General features: G+C 56.0%; 10 protein-coding genes. 3 read left to right on the forward strand and 7 right to left on the reverse strand.

Annotated elements, in window-relative coordinates; all coding sequences use genetic code 11:
- Positions 1-13: 13 nt before the first annotated feature.
- Genes WD071_RS09135 through WD071_RS09145 form a run of 3 tightly spaced genes read right to left on the reverse strand, consistent with a single transcriptional unit; the run spans position 14 to position 5,166 of the window.
- Positions 14-691 (reverse strand): DUF3047 domain-containing protein, encoded by a 678-nt coding sequence (locus WD071_RS09135; RefSeq protein WP_368048054.1) that lies wholly within the window; start codon positions 689-691, stop codon positions 14-16.
- Complete coding sequence (locus WD071_RS09140; protein WP_368048055.1) at positions 692-2,845, reverse strand: EAL domain-containing protein; 2,154 nt, start codon at positions 2,843-2,845, stop codon at positions 692-694.
- Entirely contained in the window at positions 2,842-5,166 is a 2,325-nt protein-coding gene (locus WD071_RS09145) for a PAS domain-containing protein (RefSeq protein WP_368048056.1), read from the reverse strand. Before WD071_RS09145 ends, WD071_RS09140 begins: the two co-directional genes overlap by 4 nt.
- Before the next feature lie 248 nt (positions 5,167-5,414).
- Between WD071_RS09145 and WD071_RS09150 the strand changes: the two genes are divergently transcribed.
- Positions 5,415-6,686 (forward strand): Glu/Leu/Phe/Val dehydrogenase, encoded by a 1,272-nt coding sequence (locus tag WD071_RS09150; RefSeq protein ID WP_368048057.1) that lies wholly within the window; start codon positions 5,415-5,417, stop codon positions 6,684-6,686.
- Between the two features lie 13 nt (positions 6,687-6,699).
- Here WD071_RS09150 and WD071_RS09155 read toward each other — a convergent pair whose 3' ends face one another.
- Complete coding sequence (locus WD071_RS09155; protein ID WP_368048058.1) at positions 6,700-8,625, reverse strand: ATP-binding protein; 1,926 nt, start codon at positions 8,623-8,625, stop codon at positions 6,700-6,702.
- A gap of 125 nt (positions 8,626-8,750) precedes the next feature.
- Between WD071_RS09155 and WD071_RS09160 the strand changes: the two genes are divergently transcribed.
- The gene (locus WD071_RS09160) at positions 8,751-9,404 is read left to right on the forward strand and encodes a response regulator (protein ID WP_368048060.1); all 654 of its coding nucleotides are present in this window, start codon (positions 8,751-8,753) and stop codon (positions 9,402-9,404) included.
- A 16-nt stretch (positions 9,405-9,420) separates the two neighbouring features.
- Here WD071_RS09160 and WD071_RS09165 read toward each other — a convergent pair whose 3' ends face one another.
- Positions 9,421-10,920: a DEAD/DEAH box helicase gene (locus tag WD071_RS09165; RefSeq protein ID WP_368048061.1), complete on the reverse strand. Its 1,500-nt coding sequence runs from the start codon at positions 10,918-10,920 to the stop codon at positions 9,421-9,423.
- A gap of 412 nt (positions 10,921-11,332) precedes the next feature.
- On the opposite strand from WD071_RS09165, the gene WD071_RS09170 reads away from it, so the two are divergent.
- Positions 11,333-13,519: a TonB-dependent receptor gene (locus WD071_RS09170; protein WP_368048062.1), complete on the forward strand. Its 2,187-nt coding sequence runs from the start codon at positions 11,333-11,335 to the stop codon at positions 13,517-13,519.
- A 72-nt stretch (positions 13,520-13,591) separates the two neighbouring features.
- Here the strand turns inward: WD071_RS09170 and WD071_RS09175 are convergent, their stop codons facing one another.
- Positions 13,592-15,511, reverse strand: coding sequence for a 4Fe-4S binding protein (locus WD071_RS09175; protein ID WP_368048063.1), 1,920 nt, complete (start codon positions 15,509-15,511; stop codon positions 13,592-13,594).
- 62 nt (positions 15,512-15,573) lie between these two features.
- Positions 15,574-16,560 carry a calcium/sodium antiporter gene (locus WD071_RS09180; RefSeq protein WP_368048064.1) on the reverse strand — a complete coding sequence of 329 codons (987 nt, stop codon included), beginning with the start codon at positions 16,558-16,560 and terminating at the stop codon, positions 15,574-15,576.
- Between the last annotated feature and the right edge of the window lie 29 nt (positions 16,561-16,589).

Consider the following 16,589-nt stretch of genomic DNA (forward strand, 5'->3'; position numbering starts at 1 on the left):
AGTCAGTGATGTGTCAGTTGCCAGCGAGATGGCATGAACCATCGCTTGCTCTGGCGCTAAAATGCAGGTCTGAATAAGCGGCGCTGAGTCTGCTGTTGCTGTCATCGCCATCAGTCATGATAGCGATGCCGTCAAGGTGATCAATGTCTTCACTAAAAGCCTGCTGCCAATCCTGTTGTATATCCCGGCTGTGGCTGACCCATTCACCTGCGTTGGTATTGCCGCTGTTGAGCGCCCACATCCGGGCATTGTCGCCGGCGTAGGCATTGGGCCAGCGTTCGCCGATTGCCTGTGACGCTGACCATACGTAGTTGATGGTTTTGGTACGCCAGAATGCCAGGCCGCCACGTTTTACCACGTAAACTCTGGCGGCATAGTCATCGCCCGCTTTGCTGCGTTCATCGAGGCTATCTGGTGCACTGCCGTTGACACGCCATCGCCAGCTCAGACAAGGCGTGGCATCAAGATCAATGCGTGCCTGGCGATAAAATGCGCTGGCGTTGCCCCGGGCCTCAGCCTTCAGCACCGGCGCTGCATCGTCATCAGTGGTGATGGTATATTCAGTGTTGCCACTGAAACTGCGTTCCTGCCAGTTTTCGAAATCAGTGACATTGACTTCATCGACCGCACTGACGGTGCTGCAGAGCAGGGCAGCAGCAAGCGATGTCGCAATCGTTCCCGCACCTGTCATTCAGCGATCCTCACTATGCATGTGGTCGCTGGCACGCAGGACCAATTGCTGAATACTGTCATCGGGGTGCTCAAGCAGCGACCAGCCTGCGTTGTAACTGATGGGTTGTTCCTGATCGATAGCCTGGGCCACCGTCCGCAGGCGTTTCAGTGCAGTCTCCGGACCCAGGGGATTTATGTCGACCATCAGAATGACGAAATCATCATCGCCATAGCGTGCAATGAGATCCGAGCCGCGGAAAGTTTCGCGCAACATTTGGCTGAACTCTATCAGCGCCCGGTCTCCTGCCGCCGGCCCATGATGCTCGTTGAAGGCTTTAAAATGCACCAGATCAAACAGGTATAGACAGGCCTGAAGGTCGACATCGTGGCACATCGCAATCGCTTCCTGCGCCCGCGAATCAAAACCGCGCCGGTTGAGCATACCTGTAAGTGGGTCAACGTGGGCCAGAAAATCCGCTGTCAGTTCATTTTCAATCATCTGTGCGGCGTGACGCAAAACCGTCTCATCGTACTCAGAGAACTCGCGCGGCTCCGGGTCTATCAGGCATAGTGTGCCCAACCGGCTGCCGGTGTCAGCATGGACCGGACAGCCAGCGTAGAAACGGATATAGGGGTCCTGCATAACCAGCGGGTTATTGCTGAACACCGGGTTCAGTTTAGCGTCGGGTATGATCATGACGCCTTCCTGCTCAATGGCATGTGAGCAGAAAGAGACATCGCGAGAGGTCTCTTTGATATCGATACCGATGGATGACTTGAACCATTGTCGGTTGGCATCTACCAGGGTAAATAATGCGACCGGGACCCGGAACAGGCGTGCGGCCAGGCGCGTGATCCGGTCAAAACGTTCATCGGGAAGTGTGTCCAGTATGTTCAGTGAGTGCAGCACTCGTAGGCGCTTTGACTCATCTGTCAGTCGTCCGTCGCGCAGCCAGTCAAGGACGGACGCGGGTGTCATCGGCCGGGCAATGGCGTAGCCCTGCGCCAGGTCGCACCCTATGGTGCGCAGATACTCCAGTGTCTCCTCGCTTTCGATACCCTCGGCTGATGTGTACAGCCCCAGGCCATGGCCGAGATCGATAATGGTCTTGATGACGGTACGAGACTCTTTGGATTCGGCGGCGGTCATGACAAAGGACTTATCGATCTTTATTTCGGAAAACGGCAGTCGCGCCAACTGCAGCATGGAAGAGTAACCGGTGCCAAAGTCATCAATGGATAGATGAAAGCCTTTCATACGCAACCGGGTGAGTATATCAAGCGAACTGATCGGATCTTCCATGGCACAGGATTCGGTAAGTTCGAAAATAATGCGGTCCGGCCGGATGCCCATGCTCTGGCAGTACTCGTCCATGCGCTCGAACAGATCAACATCGTTCAATGAGCTGGCAGATATATTGATGGACAGTGTGATTTCACGCAGACGTCGGCGCAGATAGTCGAACTCAGGGGACTCATCCAGTTGCCTGGGCAGGTGCGACAGCCAGCGCAGGCTTTGCACCATCACTGAATCCGTCAACTGGTCGATCAGACCATAACGTTCTGCCAGCGGAATAAACCGGTCAGGCCCGACCGGGCCCAGGCCGGGATGGGTCCAGCGAGCCAATGCCTCAAACCCTGCCAGCAATCCGGTACGACAGTTTATTTTGGGCTGGTAGACCAGTGTGATCTCTTGGTTGTCCAGGGCATTCAACAGATCCTCCCGGCTGATGCTGTCAGGTTCAGTGGAGAGCATGGTATTGCCACTCGCAACCGGTGCAGGGGGCGGGTCCACACTGGCGTTGTGACTAAGCAGCGCTCGCAGCCGCGCGGGCGAAAATGGCTTGGCCAGAACGCCCGCGATGTTCAGTCCGTGCTCGGCGGCTGAGCGCGCGGCAGCATCGAGTACACGGCCACCGACACCGCTGGAAATGATGATCTCGGCGGTGCAATCCAGTCGGGCCAGTTCGACCATCACCTGCACGCCGTCCATTCCGGGCATAACCAGATCAAGGGCGATAAAATCCGGCTGCCAGTCTGACACCAGCCGGAAAAATTCCTGTGGCTCGTCGACATGCCGGGCGTCCACGCCGGCCATGATGGCAATATTGGCTATGGTCTGACCGGTCAGGGTGTCATCGTCAAGAATCAGCAAGCGAGTGATGGCTGTCATCTGTCTAGTCTCCCGGATCTGGGCTGGTCGATGCATTGCATCGCCATCAATTTTGCCCGCAGGTCTTCGCGGCGCCAGGGCTTGCCGAGCAAGTCCGTGTCTGCGTCCAGGCGTCCCTGGCGGAACATGGCGTTCGCGGTATAACCGGAGGTAAAAAGAACCTTGAGGTCTGGTTGCATTTTTCGGGCTGCGTCGGCAAGTTCCGGGCCGTCCATACCATCGCCCATCATGACGTCAGTGAACAGCAGGTCGATGTCGCCTGAGTCTCTCAGAATGTCCAGAGCCTCTTTGCCGCCACCGGCGCTGATGACCTCAAAGCCCAGCGCCTGGAACTGTTTCTCGGCATATTGCCTGACCAGCTGTTCATCTTCAACCAGCAGAACGACCCCGGGCGTCAGTGCCAGGTCGGTCGCTGCGAGATGCTTGCTGTTTCCCTGGTCCGGATCATGACTTGCAGGGTCAAGGCTGACAGGCAGGTACATGCGCACAGTGGTGCCGTGACCGGGCTCTGAGTAGATAGAAATGTGCCCCCCCGACTGTTTGATAAAACCATAAACCATACTCAGGCCCAGACCCGAACCCTGCCCGCTGGACTTGGTGGTAAAGAACGGGTCAAACGCCCGCGCCTTGGTGTCCTGACTCATTCCCGAGCCGGTATCGCTGACTGATACCAAAACGTAGCGCCCAGGTTCCACTTCCGGGTGCTGGCGGGTGTAGTCGGCATCCAGCTCACTGCTGCCAACTTCCAGTAACAGCGTGCCACGGTCCGGCATTGCATCGCGAGCATTCAGGCAGAGGTTGAGCACGGCGCTCTCCAGTTGCGGCGGATCAATGACGACGAGCGGCAGATCAGCTTCCGTTATCAGTTGTAGACTGATACGTTCAGGGACGGCCTGCCGGACCAGTGCCTGAATGTTGATGACGAGCGCGGAGATGTCGGTTGCCCGTGGCGACAGGGGTTGTTTGCGGGCAAATGCCAGCAGGCGCTGCACCAGGTCGGCGGCGCGCTGACTGGCATCGCTGATCATGCTGACCAGTGGTTTCTGCTGTGTGGTCAGGGTTGCATCTTCGGTCAGTAACTCGGCATTGCCCTGGATGACCGTCAGCAGGTTGTTGAAATCGTGAGCCACGCCACCAGTCAACTCGCCGACTGTTTGCAAACGCTGCGCATGGCTGAGTTGTTCCTCCAGTTGACGCTCCTGCGTGATGTCAGTCATGCCGCCAATCAGCCTGATGGCAATGCCATCCTTGTCACGAATGACAAATCCATGTTCTTCCACCACAGCGATGGAGTTGTCTTTGCGCATAAACCGGTACTCGCAGTGCAGGCGTTCGCGATCCGAGTTCAATGTGTCATAGATAGTGGCCAGCGCCTCTTCCTTGTCGTCGGGGTGCAGGCGCTCGGTCCAGCTGCCCGGTTTGGCCATCATCTCTGCGCGCGTGTACCCAAACAGATTCGTCACTCCGTGGTTCCACCAGATCTGATTGGTCTGGATATCCCAGTCGGAGACCGCATCCACAGTGGCTCTGGCAACATGTTCAAAACGTTCGGTATAAACGCGGATATCGTGGATGTCAACGGCCGAACCGCACCACTTGATCACGCTGCCATCGTCATCTCTGACCGGTGCGCCCTGCAGCAGGTGCCAACGCCAGCTGCCATCATGTCGGCGGAGCCTGCATTCCAGCTCGTAGGTAATTTTGTTTTCTACCGCCTGCGCCCAGTTTATCCGGAGTTGAATCAGGTCGTCCGGATGGATCACGCTGGGCCACTGCTTGCCTGTTGCGAGTACATCCCTGGGTTTGCCAGTGTAGCGACTCAATGCCAGATTGAAATAATCGATATTGCCGTCCGGGTCAGCGGTCCAGATAATCTGCGGAATTGCGTCCGCGAACAGCTGGAACTGTTGTGGATACTGGAACGGCGCCAGGGGGTTGTCAGGGGACGGAGTCAATTGCTGCAGAGCCTGATGTTCAGACTCAAGGTGTCTGGATTCACGTTGCAGGTGTTGGAACCGCTGCATGATGTAGTCACACAGGCCGGCAATGATGATGATCCCGGCGATGGAAATCGCCCGATTGCTGCCCCAGTATCGGAACTCAAGTCCCGGGGGCGAAATGACGGTACCAAGCACCGTCAGTAAAACGCTGGTCAGCGTGATGCCAATAAGAAAGCGACGACTCCCGGAAAGCGCGGCCAGAATAACACTCAGCAGGTACAGATCGCCGTGAGCGAAACCCAGCGGGGTCGTGGAGTCCAGGATCAGGATCAGCAGCGCGCTGAGGACGCTGCCGGTCTGTAACAGAAGTCTGTGCTGCATGGGGAGTGACTCGTTAACCCGGTGGCCAGCCTGTTATGCGAGGTGCTTTGTGCAATTTGTCCTGTGCCAGGAGTCCTGTGCAAGGCAGCTGCGCGTTGGCGTTATATTGTAACAATCTAACACAGCAAGGTCTGTTCTGTATCGGCAAAGATGCATACGCCCACCATGCGCGTTATGATAAATCGCAGTGACGACCCAACTCCTGTCTCTGCTGATCTGGCCGGGCGGGATCAACAACGGAGAGTTTTATGTCGGATATCCTGACTGGCGCGCTAGGTCAACTGAAGAAAGCCGCCCGCTACACTGATGTACCTGATGAAGTTCTGGAAGCCCTCAGTTTTCCGAAAGAAGTATTGACCGCGCGCATCAGTGTCCGCATGGACAATGGCGTGCGACGATCGTTTGAGGCCTGGCGTTGTCGCTATGACGATACCCGGGGGCCAACCAAGGGAGGCATTCGTTTTCACCCGGATGCCAATCTGGAAGAAGTGGTGACGCTGGCGTTCTGGATGACGTTCAAATGTGCTGTGGTTAACCTGCCCTATGGCGGCGGCAAAGGCGCCGTGCGCGTCGACCCGAGGGAATTGTCCCGGCGCGAACTGGAGCGTCTGTCGCGAGCCTATGTGCATGCGTTCGCCGCCATGATTGGGCCGGACCGGGACATACCTGCGCCCGACGTTTATACCAACGCCAGGATTATGGGCTGGATGGCAGATGAATATTCCAGCCTGGTCGGGTATCCGTGTCCGGCTGTGATTACCGGCAAGCCCATACCCCTGGGTGGTTCACTGGGGCGCGATGATGCGACCGCGAGAGGTGGTTTTTATGTTCTGAATAATCTGTTGGCAGAAATCGGCCTGGAAAACAGTGAGCGACGCGCTGTAGTCCAGGGTTTCGGTAATGCCGGAGCCGCCATCGCTACCATGTTGCACCAGGATGGCTGGAAGATCATTGCCGTGTCCGATACCGGCGGCTGCGTTCACGATGACAGCGGGCTGGATCCGCACAAGCTGGAAGAGGCCAAGAAGGCACACGGTTCGGTGATTGGCTATGCCAGCGACGCGCCCGGAAACCAGGTCAGAACCATGAAGCGTGACGAGATGTTTGCACTGAGCTGTGATTTGCTGGTGCCTGCGGCCATGGAGGACCAGATCACCCGTGACAATGCTGGCAACATCAAGGCCTCAGTGGTCATGGAGTTGGCCAACGGACCGGTGACCTCGGACGCTGACAGGATTCTGGAGAAAAACGACGTCACGGTGATCCCCGATATTCTGGCCAATGCCGGTGGTGTAACGGTGTCATATTTTGAATGGGTGCAGAACCGGCAGGGTTTCTACTGGACGGAAGAGGAGGTGCAACACAAACTGCGGCCTATTATGGAGCGCGAAAGCAGTGCTGTCTGGCGCCTGGCGCAGAAGAAAGGCATTACGTTGCGCACGGCAGCGTATGTGCTTGGCCTGGAGCGGATAGCAGAAGCCATTCAGGCGCATGGCACGCAGAACTACTTTTGTCCATGATTCGGATTTACTGCTAAAGACTCGCGAGCTTGCCAAGTGACAGGGTAAGGTGGGTTTCGGTTCCCTGGTGGTGGCTTTTCCACTGCACATGGGCAGAAATTTCAGCGGCCCGGCTTTTGATGTTCTTCAGGCCATTGCCGCCGACGTCATCACTGACAACGGTGTCGAAACCGACACCGTTGTCAGTGATGCGAATTGTTAATGTATCGTTATCAAGGGCGACATTGATTTCAATGTGACTGGCATCTGCATGACGGATTATATTGCTGACCAGTTCTTTCATAATCCGGTTGACATTGAATGCTGCCGCTGACGGGACCAATAAATCCGGCAGTTTGCCGTGCTGCTGCCAGTCGACGCTGTGGCCTGACCCCTGCAATCTGAGCTCGGTCTCCTCGCGAATATCATTAAGCAAAACGCTCAGCTTCTGATCAGGTGTATTTGCTTTGGATACCGACTGGCGTAGACTTTCCAGTGCCGATCGCGCCATATCACCCATTTTGTGATCTGGCTCGGCGTGTATAATCGACAGCAATCTGGAACCAACGTCGTCATGCAGATCACGGTATATCTTGAGTCGTTCGTGTTCTGCCGCCTGCTGTCGCTCCAGCACACGTCTTTCTTCGAAGCTGCGCGCAATAACCTGGCGGCTGAGTTCCACCTTTTGTTCGAGCTCCTGATTCAGGGTTTCAGCAACTGACAGCGCATCGGTGAAGCGTTTGAGCAGCACTGCGGAGAATACCAGCAGCAAGACAGGTATGCCGAAGTGCGCATAGGACAGGGCGCTATCCCAGCGCTCCGCGTTATCGAATAACATCTGGAATGCACTGTAAGCAAACAGGATCATCTGCGCCAACACAGCCAGGGTGACCACAATCGCCTCAGTCTGGCGCTGGCGAGCGGCGATAAGCGCGACCCGGAAAACGATGCTGCTCAGTATCACCAGACCTGTCAGATGCATGCCGTAGGCGCTGTACCAGAACCAGGGTGGTGGCACCAGAAAATGTGACACGCAGGCAAAAATGGTCCAGGCCAGGAACAGGCGTTCGCGCCCTGCTTTGCGTGCCCGGGTCACACGGCCGATAAAGCCGTAAAGAAAAAACGTGCAACTATCAATGGCGGTGTGCACCAGCGGCAGCCAGATGTTGTAAGGCACAGGGTTGTGGTAGATAACCGTGTGCAAGGTACCCAGTGTCCAGGCAAGACCGGCAGCACTGAACCACAGGTAGGCAGTATCCTGACGCCGGAGCAGCCAGAGTGCGAGCGTGAAGGCGCTGATGATGACGGAAAACGATAACAGTATCCGGTTGATATCAACCTGCCGGAACAGACGCGCATCGTGGATTCCTTGCAGGGCAGCTTCGGGGCCAAACAGCGGCGGCGCCAGATTGCCACCCCACGCGGTCGTGTGCAATCGTATCAATACCTCATTGTCTCCCGGCTGCCACTGACTATTCAGAATATTGGCCAGCAAGGGCCGGTTCCACGCCATCGTCAGTCGGCCCTCACGATCGCTGTTGGCGGCGATTTCATGACCATTAAAATACACTGCCGCTGACAGATTATAGCGCCAGAGCAGCAGGCTATAGTCCGTGTCGTCTGGCGGCGCCTGCAGATAGAAGCGAAACCAGACGTCATGGTCTTGCTGTAACGGACTGTGCTGCGGTGGCAGGTCCGCTGTCATGAATGGCAAGACTATTGGTTGCCAGCCAGGCGGGTTCAATTCAGGGGGTTGCCCGCCAGGCGTTGTTGTCGGGGGAGGGTAGCTGTCATAAACGGCATACTCGACCTCGACAATTTCGACCGGTGTGCCGGGGGGTACCGAAACGGGGTCATGTGCCAGGCTTTGCGGACCGCTGACAATCAGCAGGCAGACCAGAAGGATGCCCGTTACCACGAGGGCAGCGGGAAATCGTTGATCTGCCGTTTTTGGGGTCATGCGAAGTTCCTTTCGCAAATCTGTCGGCGCAGTGCGCGCGAGCCCCCCTTTTTGTGGGGGTGTACAAATATACTGTCATTGTCTACAGTCAGGCCGGAAAAGCAATCCCCTGGAAATGGCATACTATGTGGTCTTCTGAGCAAGGGCTGGCGCTGGTGGTCGAGGATAATCGGGAAACCCGGAGCTGGCTGGTTTCCTGCCTTTGCACGGCGTTTCCGCTGATGCAGGTGCATGAGGCAGCAGATCTTGCAACAGCGCGCGACTTGCTGCAGCGCCATGACTTTGATCTGGCACTGGTAGATCTGGGGTTGCCGGACGGCAGTGGCATGGAGGTGATACGGGGTTTGCAGGGGGGGGAGCATCCCTGTTATGTCGTGGTGGCGACAATCTATGATGATGACCGGAATCTGTTCGCCGCCCTCAAGCTCGGCGCCAAAGGGTATATCCTTAAAGACCAGGACAGGGAACGGATAGTCAGTTATCTGCAGGGTATTAAGAAGAATCAGCCGCCGATATCGGCAGCAGCGTCACAACGCCTGATAGACCATTTTAATCATAAAGGAGAGGCCAGGCAGGCGTCGCTGCTGACTCCGCGAGAAACCGATGTGCTGTGCCTGGTGGGCAAGGGTTACAGCGTGGAAGATGCAGCCGCAATGCTGGGCCTGTCCCCGGACACCGTCAAAGGCTACGTTAAAAGCATATATGCCAAACTGGGCGTGTCGAATCGCTCCGAGGTTACCCTGGAAGCGATTCGACTGGGTATCATTGACCCTGACTAGCCAGCCTGTGGGTTATTTACCAGGTTGACACCAGTTTGGTGCCTTCATTTCGGCGTGGTCTGGCGCTCTGGCTGTTGCCATTGCCTCGTGCCGGGCGTGGGTTTCTGGGCTTGGCAGCAACGGGCCGGTCACCATCATTCATGGTGTTGCCGTTACGCTGCTTGCGTTCTTCTTCACGGTAGGCGCTGGTGGCGCCCTGGTGAGCAGGTGCCTGCTGTGGTCGGCTGTTGGCAGCGCGAGCAGTATTGCCACGCGAGCTTGCAGGTGATCCTGACCCTGCTGAGCGACCGGCGCCCTGACGCCCAGCGCCCTGGCGAGGCGCACCCTGACCGCGACGTTGCTGTGGGCGCCGGGTTTCGGTGTCCTTGACATCTTCCAGGCGTTCTTTCAGCTCAAAGCCGGGCACGATTTCGCGTTTCATGGTGGTTTTTAATACGCGTTCAATCTGCTTGAGCTGTTTAAGCTGGTCACCGCTGAGCAGGGAAATGGCTGCGCCTTCGGCGCCGGCACGGGCGGTGCGACCGATACGGTGAACGTAGTCTTCGGGTACATCCGGCAGATCAAAATTGATGACGTGCGGCAATTGGTCAATATCAATTCCGCGCGCCGCGATGTCGGTTGCGACCAATACCTGAAGCTCGCCGTTTTTGAACTGATGCAAAACTTTTGTGCGTTGTGGCTGGCTCTTGTTGCCATGAATCGCGCCGGCATTGATGCCGTCGCGCTCCAGCATCTGCACCAGCTTGTTGGCCCCATGTTTGGTGCGACTGAAGACCAGTACCTGGTACCAGCTGTTGGTGCGGATCAGGTGGCTGAGCAATTCTGTCTTGCGTGACTTGTCGACCGGGTGCAGGGTCTGGGTGACGCGATCGGCCGTTGTGTTCAGCGGCGCAACATTGATCTGTACCGGGTTCTGCAACAGGCTTTTGGCCAGCTCACGAATTTCACCTGAAAACGTTGCCGAGAACATCAGGTTCTGACGTTTGGGTGGCAACAGCGCCAGGATTTTCTTGATGTCGCGGATAAAACCCATGTCCAGCATGCGGTCGGCTTCGTCCAGCACCAGTACTTCAAGCTTGTCAAAGCGCACAGCATTTTGCTGGTACAGGTCCATCAGGCGGCCGGGGGTGGCAACCAGTACATCAAGGCCACCGCGCAGAATCATCATCTGCGGGTTGATTTTTACGCCGCCGAAGATCACGGCGGAGCGAACTTTCTGGTACTTGCCATAGGTCTTCAGGCTTTCGTGAACCTGAGCTGCCAGTTCGCGGGTCGGTGTCAGGATCAGGGCGCGGATCTGTCCGCCGCCGGTACGTTCGCCGCCATCCAGCTTTTGCAGCAAAGGCAGGGTAAAGCCTGCGGTCTTGCCAGTGCCGGTCTGGGCGGACGCCATGACATCCGAGCCATTCAGTATGGCGGGAATGGCCTGGGCTTGAATGGGGGTAGGGGTGGTATATTGCTGGTCAGCCAAAGCTTTCAGCAGGCCATCTGACAGGCCTAAATTATCAAAACTCATTGAATTCCTATTAGTCTCTAATAAGGGTGGTGTTTGTTTCGCCAGCCCTTGGTACACCTGTAATGTGAACACTTGAAAAGCTATTGTGAACACGTTCCGGACCGTGCTTGAAACGTCAGTTTCAAGGGGGCCTGAGGTGAGCACGCCAGTGTGGATTGTTGTCCGGGGGCACCATCATGGCGTGCGGACCAGCCCACATAAGTGACAGGTACCCGACAGGGCGGGTACGTGTAATGCAGTATTGCAGGATCCGGATGATACCGTATTACTACGCAAATAGATACTTTGTCACAATTAGCGGCAATAAAGTCGTTGCCTGCCCCGCCCTTTTTGCTTACCGTACCGTCCCTTGGGAGTTTCTAAATAGCATCCGTCTGTACCAGAACCTAAAAAAAGAAAGAGCATTAGTCTAATGAAATCAAAAATATATATTGATCCGAAGCGCGTAGATCGGCTTTCTGCCAGTGTCCGCCGCACCCTGTCGGTGTCTGCCATCGGTATCGGCTTTGGCATGTTCATCTCCATGAGCCATGCGCAGGTCGAAGGTAGCGCCGACGATTCAACAGTCACATATCCGTCTGCCTATTTTGAACAATGGGCGCCTGTCACTGCGCAGGACATGATCAATCGTATTCCTGGCGTTGGCTCCGCCACTGGCAGCAACTTCGGTGGGTCCAATGATGGTCGCGGTCTGGGTGGCGGTGGCGGCAATCAGATTCTGATTGATGGCAAACGAGTGGCCGGCAAGAGCAATGAAGCCAGCAGTCAGCTTGCGCGTATACCGGCCGATAAAGTGCAGCATATAGAGCTTATTCGCGGCACCTCGGCGGATCTGGACGTGCGCGCTGACCAGATTGTCAATATTGTATTGACTGAAGCCCTTTCCAGCCGTTCCTTCTCCTACGAGATCAATACTGACCGATACATGGACTCGCATGTACAGCCAGGCGGCAAAATGTCACTGAATGGCCAGCAGGGTGATTTTAACTATGTGCTCAGCGCCGAAGCTGAGCCGCGTCACGACTACCGCCCCAGTGCTGAGAGCAGTGTGTTGGGTGACTTTTCTCCCAATGACACAATCGCCGAGGAGCGCACGCGCGACCAGTACACCTATAGCTACGCTGCCAATCTGGCCTACGATATCAATGCAGACAGCAGCGCGCGCCTGAACATGCTGTACTCGGACTACGATAATACGGTTGAGGTTGATCGTCGTATTACTGATCTCACTGCCAGTCCGGCACAAAGCGTTTTTGAACGGGAAGATATTCCCGGCGTCAACAACAACTGGGAGATTGGCGGGGACTACGAAATACGGTTCAGTAACAATCACCGCTTCAAGATATTGTTCATTGCCAATGAAGAGAATGAAGAGACTACCCGCGAACGCTTTGTCCGTGAAGGCAATGGTGGTGAAAGCAAGGATTTGTACCTGAACTCTGATGCCAAAACCGAGGAGCGTATCGTACGTACATCATATTCTCTGGGGCTGGCTGACGGTCAGGATCTGGAGCTGGGTGTGGAACGCGCTCAGACCACACTCGATTCCAGACTGCGCCTGGGTTTGCCCGGCACTGGTCCCGGCAGTGACAATCACGGCGGACTGACCCCGGTTGCAGTGAGCAATGCCAACTCGACTGTGGAAGAAATCCGCTATGAACCTTTCGTTGTGCACAACTGGCAGATCAACCCGCGCATGACACTGGAAAGTTCGTTGATTTACGAAGCGTCCGAGATTACCCAGACCGGTGATGTGTTCAACCAGCGTGACTTCGACTTTTTCAAACCCAAGCTCGATCTGCGTTATGACCTTGGCAATGGCAAGCAACTGCGCGCCACGGCCACCAAGTCTGTACGTCAATTGAGCTTCTCCGACTTTGTCGCCTCCAGTGATACGCGTGATGACGATGCCGAAACCATGGCGGGGAACACCAATTTACGCCAGGAACAGGTATGGAACTTTGATGTTGGCGGCGAGTATCGGCTGCCCAATGACCTGGGTGTTATCGACGGCAGTATCTTCTACATGCAGCATATAGATGTCATTGAGCGTATTGACGTGTCCGTGACGCCCGATAATCCGGTCTCGGCCAATGGCAATATCGGTGACGGCGACATGTACGGGTTGCGGCTTAGCGGCAGTGTGCGCATGAACGCGATCAATATGCCTGATTTGATGATAATTTCCACGTTTGAAGTGAAAGACTCCGAGATCAGGGACCCGTTTCTGGGAATTGATCGCAGGTTCGAGGATTTCGAGCGAGGTCGTTTTCAACTGGGCTTTCGTCATGACCTGCCGTCGCTCAGAATCAACTATGGCATGAACTGGAATAACCGGTTTGATGGCAACATCAAGCGTTATGACATTGATAATATCGAACGTACCTACGGCGATCCTAACGTTACCGCATTTCTGGAATACGTGACGCCCAGCAATATCCGGATCCGTTTTGATGCGCGTAATGCCACCAACAATATTCAGTGCCGGGAGCGTACGCGCTTTGATGGTGTCATCAGTGGCGGTGTGATATCGGAAATCGAGGATTACTGCTTTGACGCAGCGCGGGTGGTGTCTATCAAGATCAATGGCACTTTCTGATAGTACCGTGTTGATAGCACTGCACTGATAGCACCGCATTGATATGCGGCACAGACAATACTGGCGTGCCGGTCAGCCAAGCTGACTGACCGGCAACAGTTGTACACCTCGCGATGTCAATGATTCAACACTGTGCCGACACACGCCCGCCTGAGTGATAAGTTTGCTTTCGCAAATATCACAACGTACACATTCCTTGAAATCAATCTGCTCATTGCGAATAGCACCGGTGGGGCAGGCATGTTCACAGACTTTGCACACGCTGCACTGAGGCACGCGCTTTATCCGGCGCAGACTGATAAGGGACATTACCCCCAGCGCCGCGCCCAGCGGACACACATAACGGCAATAAAAGCGTTTGACAACAGCCGATGCCAACAGAATTAATACAAGAATTGTCCATAACACCATCGAGGTGCTGTAGAAAAACAGAGTCCCGAAGGGTTCAAAATACTGGAAGATGCTGATGTCGCTCCGGACCAGCGCCATGACAATTATTAACGCAAGGAGGGCGTACTTCAGGTAGAGGGCTTTATCATGAATATAAGCTGGCACCGTTTTTTGCCAGCGCCTGGGTACGATGCGGGTGATGATGTCCTGCAGCGCCCCGAACGGACACAGCGAAGAACAGAATACCCGACCCCAGATCAGGGTAGTGATCAGCGTGAAGACAACAATCATCCACAGCGGCAGGTCACTGAAAAGCATTGATGGGCCCAGGTTGATGGTGTTGGTAATATGCGATACCGACAGGAAACCGCCGTTGATGAACCCCAGGTAAACCAGTGTTAGGCCAAGCGTGATCCAGCGCAGACGGGCATCCTTGCGCAGGAAGGCGGCCATGACCAGTGTGAATATGATCAGCAGCGGCAACACCCGCGTCCAGTTGATGTCGGTGAGCAGACCGCCGACAGAAGACTGCATCATCTCGTCCAGGGCAGGGTCACCCGGTGCACGAATCTCACGGCCCAGCGCCAGGTCCAACGGAATGCCCTGTATCTGTATATCGACCGAATAAGGTGGCTGACTGTTTTGCGGGTCATACAACACGGTAAAGGGCTGGCTCAGGTCCAGCGTCGGGTCCAGGATCATGGCCACCGCAAAATTGGCCTGACCCGCGATTTTGCCTTGATCGGCGCTGCCGGCATATACCGTCCGACGCCGCGGCATGGGATAGACAGCATCCCCTTGTTGTATCGAAAAACGTTCCTGTCGGAACGGGTCAGAGGCATTGCCGCCAATCCCCACCAGCATCAATTTGCCCTCATCAAAGCGGCTGCTGGCATCACGTTCGGCGCGGGAATAATAGTCATTGCCGACCAGTAGTTCACCCAGTACTTCATTGCCCATATAGGCAAAAGACAGGGTTAAAGCCGTATCGTCGGGCAACCTGGCCGTCATCACCTGTACCAGCCCCTGCGCTGTCATGTCCTCCCAGCTCAAAGGGGCCAGGTGTGCGCGGGCATTGCCGGCAGCATCGGCGGCGGCGGAAAAGCCGCTGCCTGTGAGATAGGCCTGTGCCACGCGTCGGGCGGCATTGTAGACACCCCGGCTGGTTGCCCAGCTGGTGATGGTGGCGCGTGACACGCCATCGATATCGCGGCCGACCCGGAACGGATCGCTCAGGGGTTTGCGGCGAAACTGTTCCTGGAACGGTGGTATCGACAAAAAATCGCCACGACTGGAGAGAAAAGATTCGTTGTAGTCCAGCACCTTGATGGCGGTGACGGTGGCATCCACGGTCAGACCCACCAGTACGTCAATGGTTGAACTGAAACCCGTCTCTTCCGGAGGCAGATCGGAGGTCTGAAAGACATAGCCGATAATGACGTCGCTGCCGGACGCCGGGTCTGTCGCATAGGCGGTAAACACCGGTGGCGTGCCGGCTTTTGGGCTGAAGCGTTCTGCGGCAGGCATGACCTGTTTTAGCTGGCTTTCGTTAACCACGCGGCTGAATGGGGTGTCAGCGATCGCGACGGGGTTGCCCGCCAAGAGGCCCAGCAGCAGTCCCCAAAGCAGGCCCGAAAACACGAGACGGGCATGGCTTCGGCGCCTCATGCGGCAAGAAATACGCTACGGATCAACCAGCCGGTGTAGGCAACATAAGCCAGCACCAGCAACAGGCCTTCGGGGCGATTGATGCGGCCCTGACCCCGGAAGCCATAACCGATGACGAACAGTGACAGGGTAAGACCAACCATCATCGCCATATCGCGGGTCAGCACTTCGTGCCCGACGCCCATGGGGTGGATGACACCGGCGATGCCCACCACGGCAAGGGTATTGAACATATTGGAGCCCAGAATGTTGCCCAATGCCATGTCATGTTCGCCTTTGCGCGCAGCGATGACCGAGGACGCAAGTTCGGGCAGTGAGGTGCCGACAGCGATGACAGTCAGGCCAATGACCAGGTCACTGACACCCAGGCCCTGGGCAATGGTGACAGCGCCCCAGACCAGTATCCGGGAGCTGACGATCAACAGCAGCAGGCCGACCACTGTCCACATCACCGCTTTGCGCAAGGGCAAAGTCCTGGTGTCAAGTTCAGCGATGATCTCCTCGCCCAGGGAATCATGGCTGGCAGCCTGCTGGTCACGTTTGCCCTGGATCACTGTCCAGGTCATGATGCCGGCGAATACGCCAAGCAATACCAGTGCATCAATACGGCTGATGGTATCGTCCAGCAATTGCCAGGCTGCCAGCAGGGTGGCCGCGGTGAGTATGGGCAGGGTCCGGCGCAGCACCTGTGAGTCAACCAGTATCGGGCTGATCAATGCCGTGATGCCCAGAATCAGGGCAATATTGGTGATATTGGAGCCGTAGGCGTTGCCCAGCGCGATACCGGGATTGCCTTGCCATGATGCCAATGCAGACACCACCATTTCCGGTGCCGAGGTGCCAAAACCAATGATCACCATGCCGATGATCAGGGGCGGTATATTAAAATGCCGTGCCGTAACGGCAGCGCCTTCGACAAACCGGTCGGCGCTCCACACCAGAATGACAAGTCCTATCGCAATTGCCAGTAACGCAAACAGCATGTGATTTTCCAGAAACAAGGTGGTTGATG

The organism is Pseudohongiella sp. (assembly GCF_040877505.1).
Classification (GTDB): Bacteria; Pseudomonadota; Gammaproteobacteria; order Pseudomonadales; family Pseudohongiellaceae; genus Pseudohongiella.

Bases quoted from the DNA above. Each gene is read 5' to 3' on its own strand.
- WD071_RS09135 (WP_368048054.1), bottom strand. From the start codon at position 691: ATGACAGGTGCGGGAACGATTGCGACATCGCTTGCTGCTGCCCTGCTC.
- WD071_RS09140 (WP_368048055.1), bottom strand. From the start codon at position 2,845: ATGACAGCCATCACTCGCTTGCTGATTCTTGACGATGACACCCTGACC.
- WD071_RS09145 (WP_368048056.1), bottom strand. From the start codon at position 5,166: ATGCAGCACAGACTTCTGTTACAGACCGGCAGCGTCCTCAGCGCGCTG.
- WD071_RS09150 (WP_368048057.1), top strand. From the start codon at position 5,415: ATGTCGGATATCCTGACTGGCGCGCTAGGTCAACTGAAGAAAGCCGCC.
- WD071_RS09155 (WP_368048058.1), bottom strand. From the start codon at position 8,625: ATGACCCCAAAAACGGCAGATCAACGATTTCCCGCTGCCCTCGTGGTA.
- WD071_RS09160 (WP_368048060.1), top strand. From the start codon at position 8,751: ATGTGGTCTTCTGAGCAAGGGCTGGCGCTGGTGGTCGAGGATAATCGG.
- WD071_RS09165 (WP_368048061.1), bottom strand. From the start codon at position 10,920: ATGAGTTTTGATAATTTAGGCCTGTCAGATGGCCTGCTGAAAGCTTTG.
- WD071_RS09170 (WP_368048062.1), top strand. From the start codon at position 11,333: ATGAAATCAAAAATATATATTGATCCGAAGCGCGTAGATCGGCTTTCT.
- WD071_RS09180 (WP_368048064.1), bottom strand. From the start codon at position 16,560: ATGCTGTTTGCGTTACTGGCAATTGCGATAGGACTTGTCATTCTGGTG.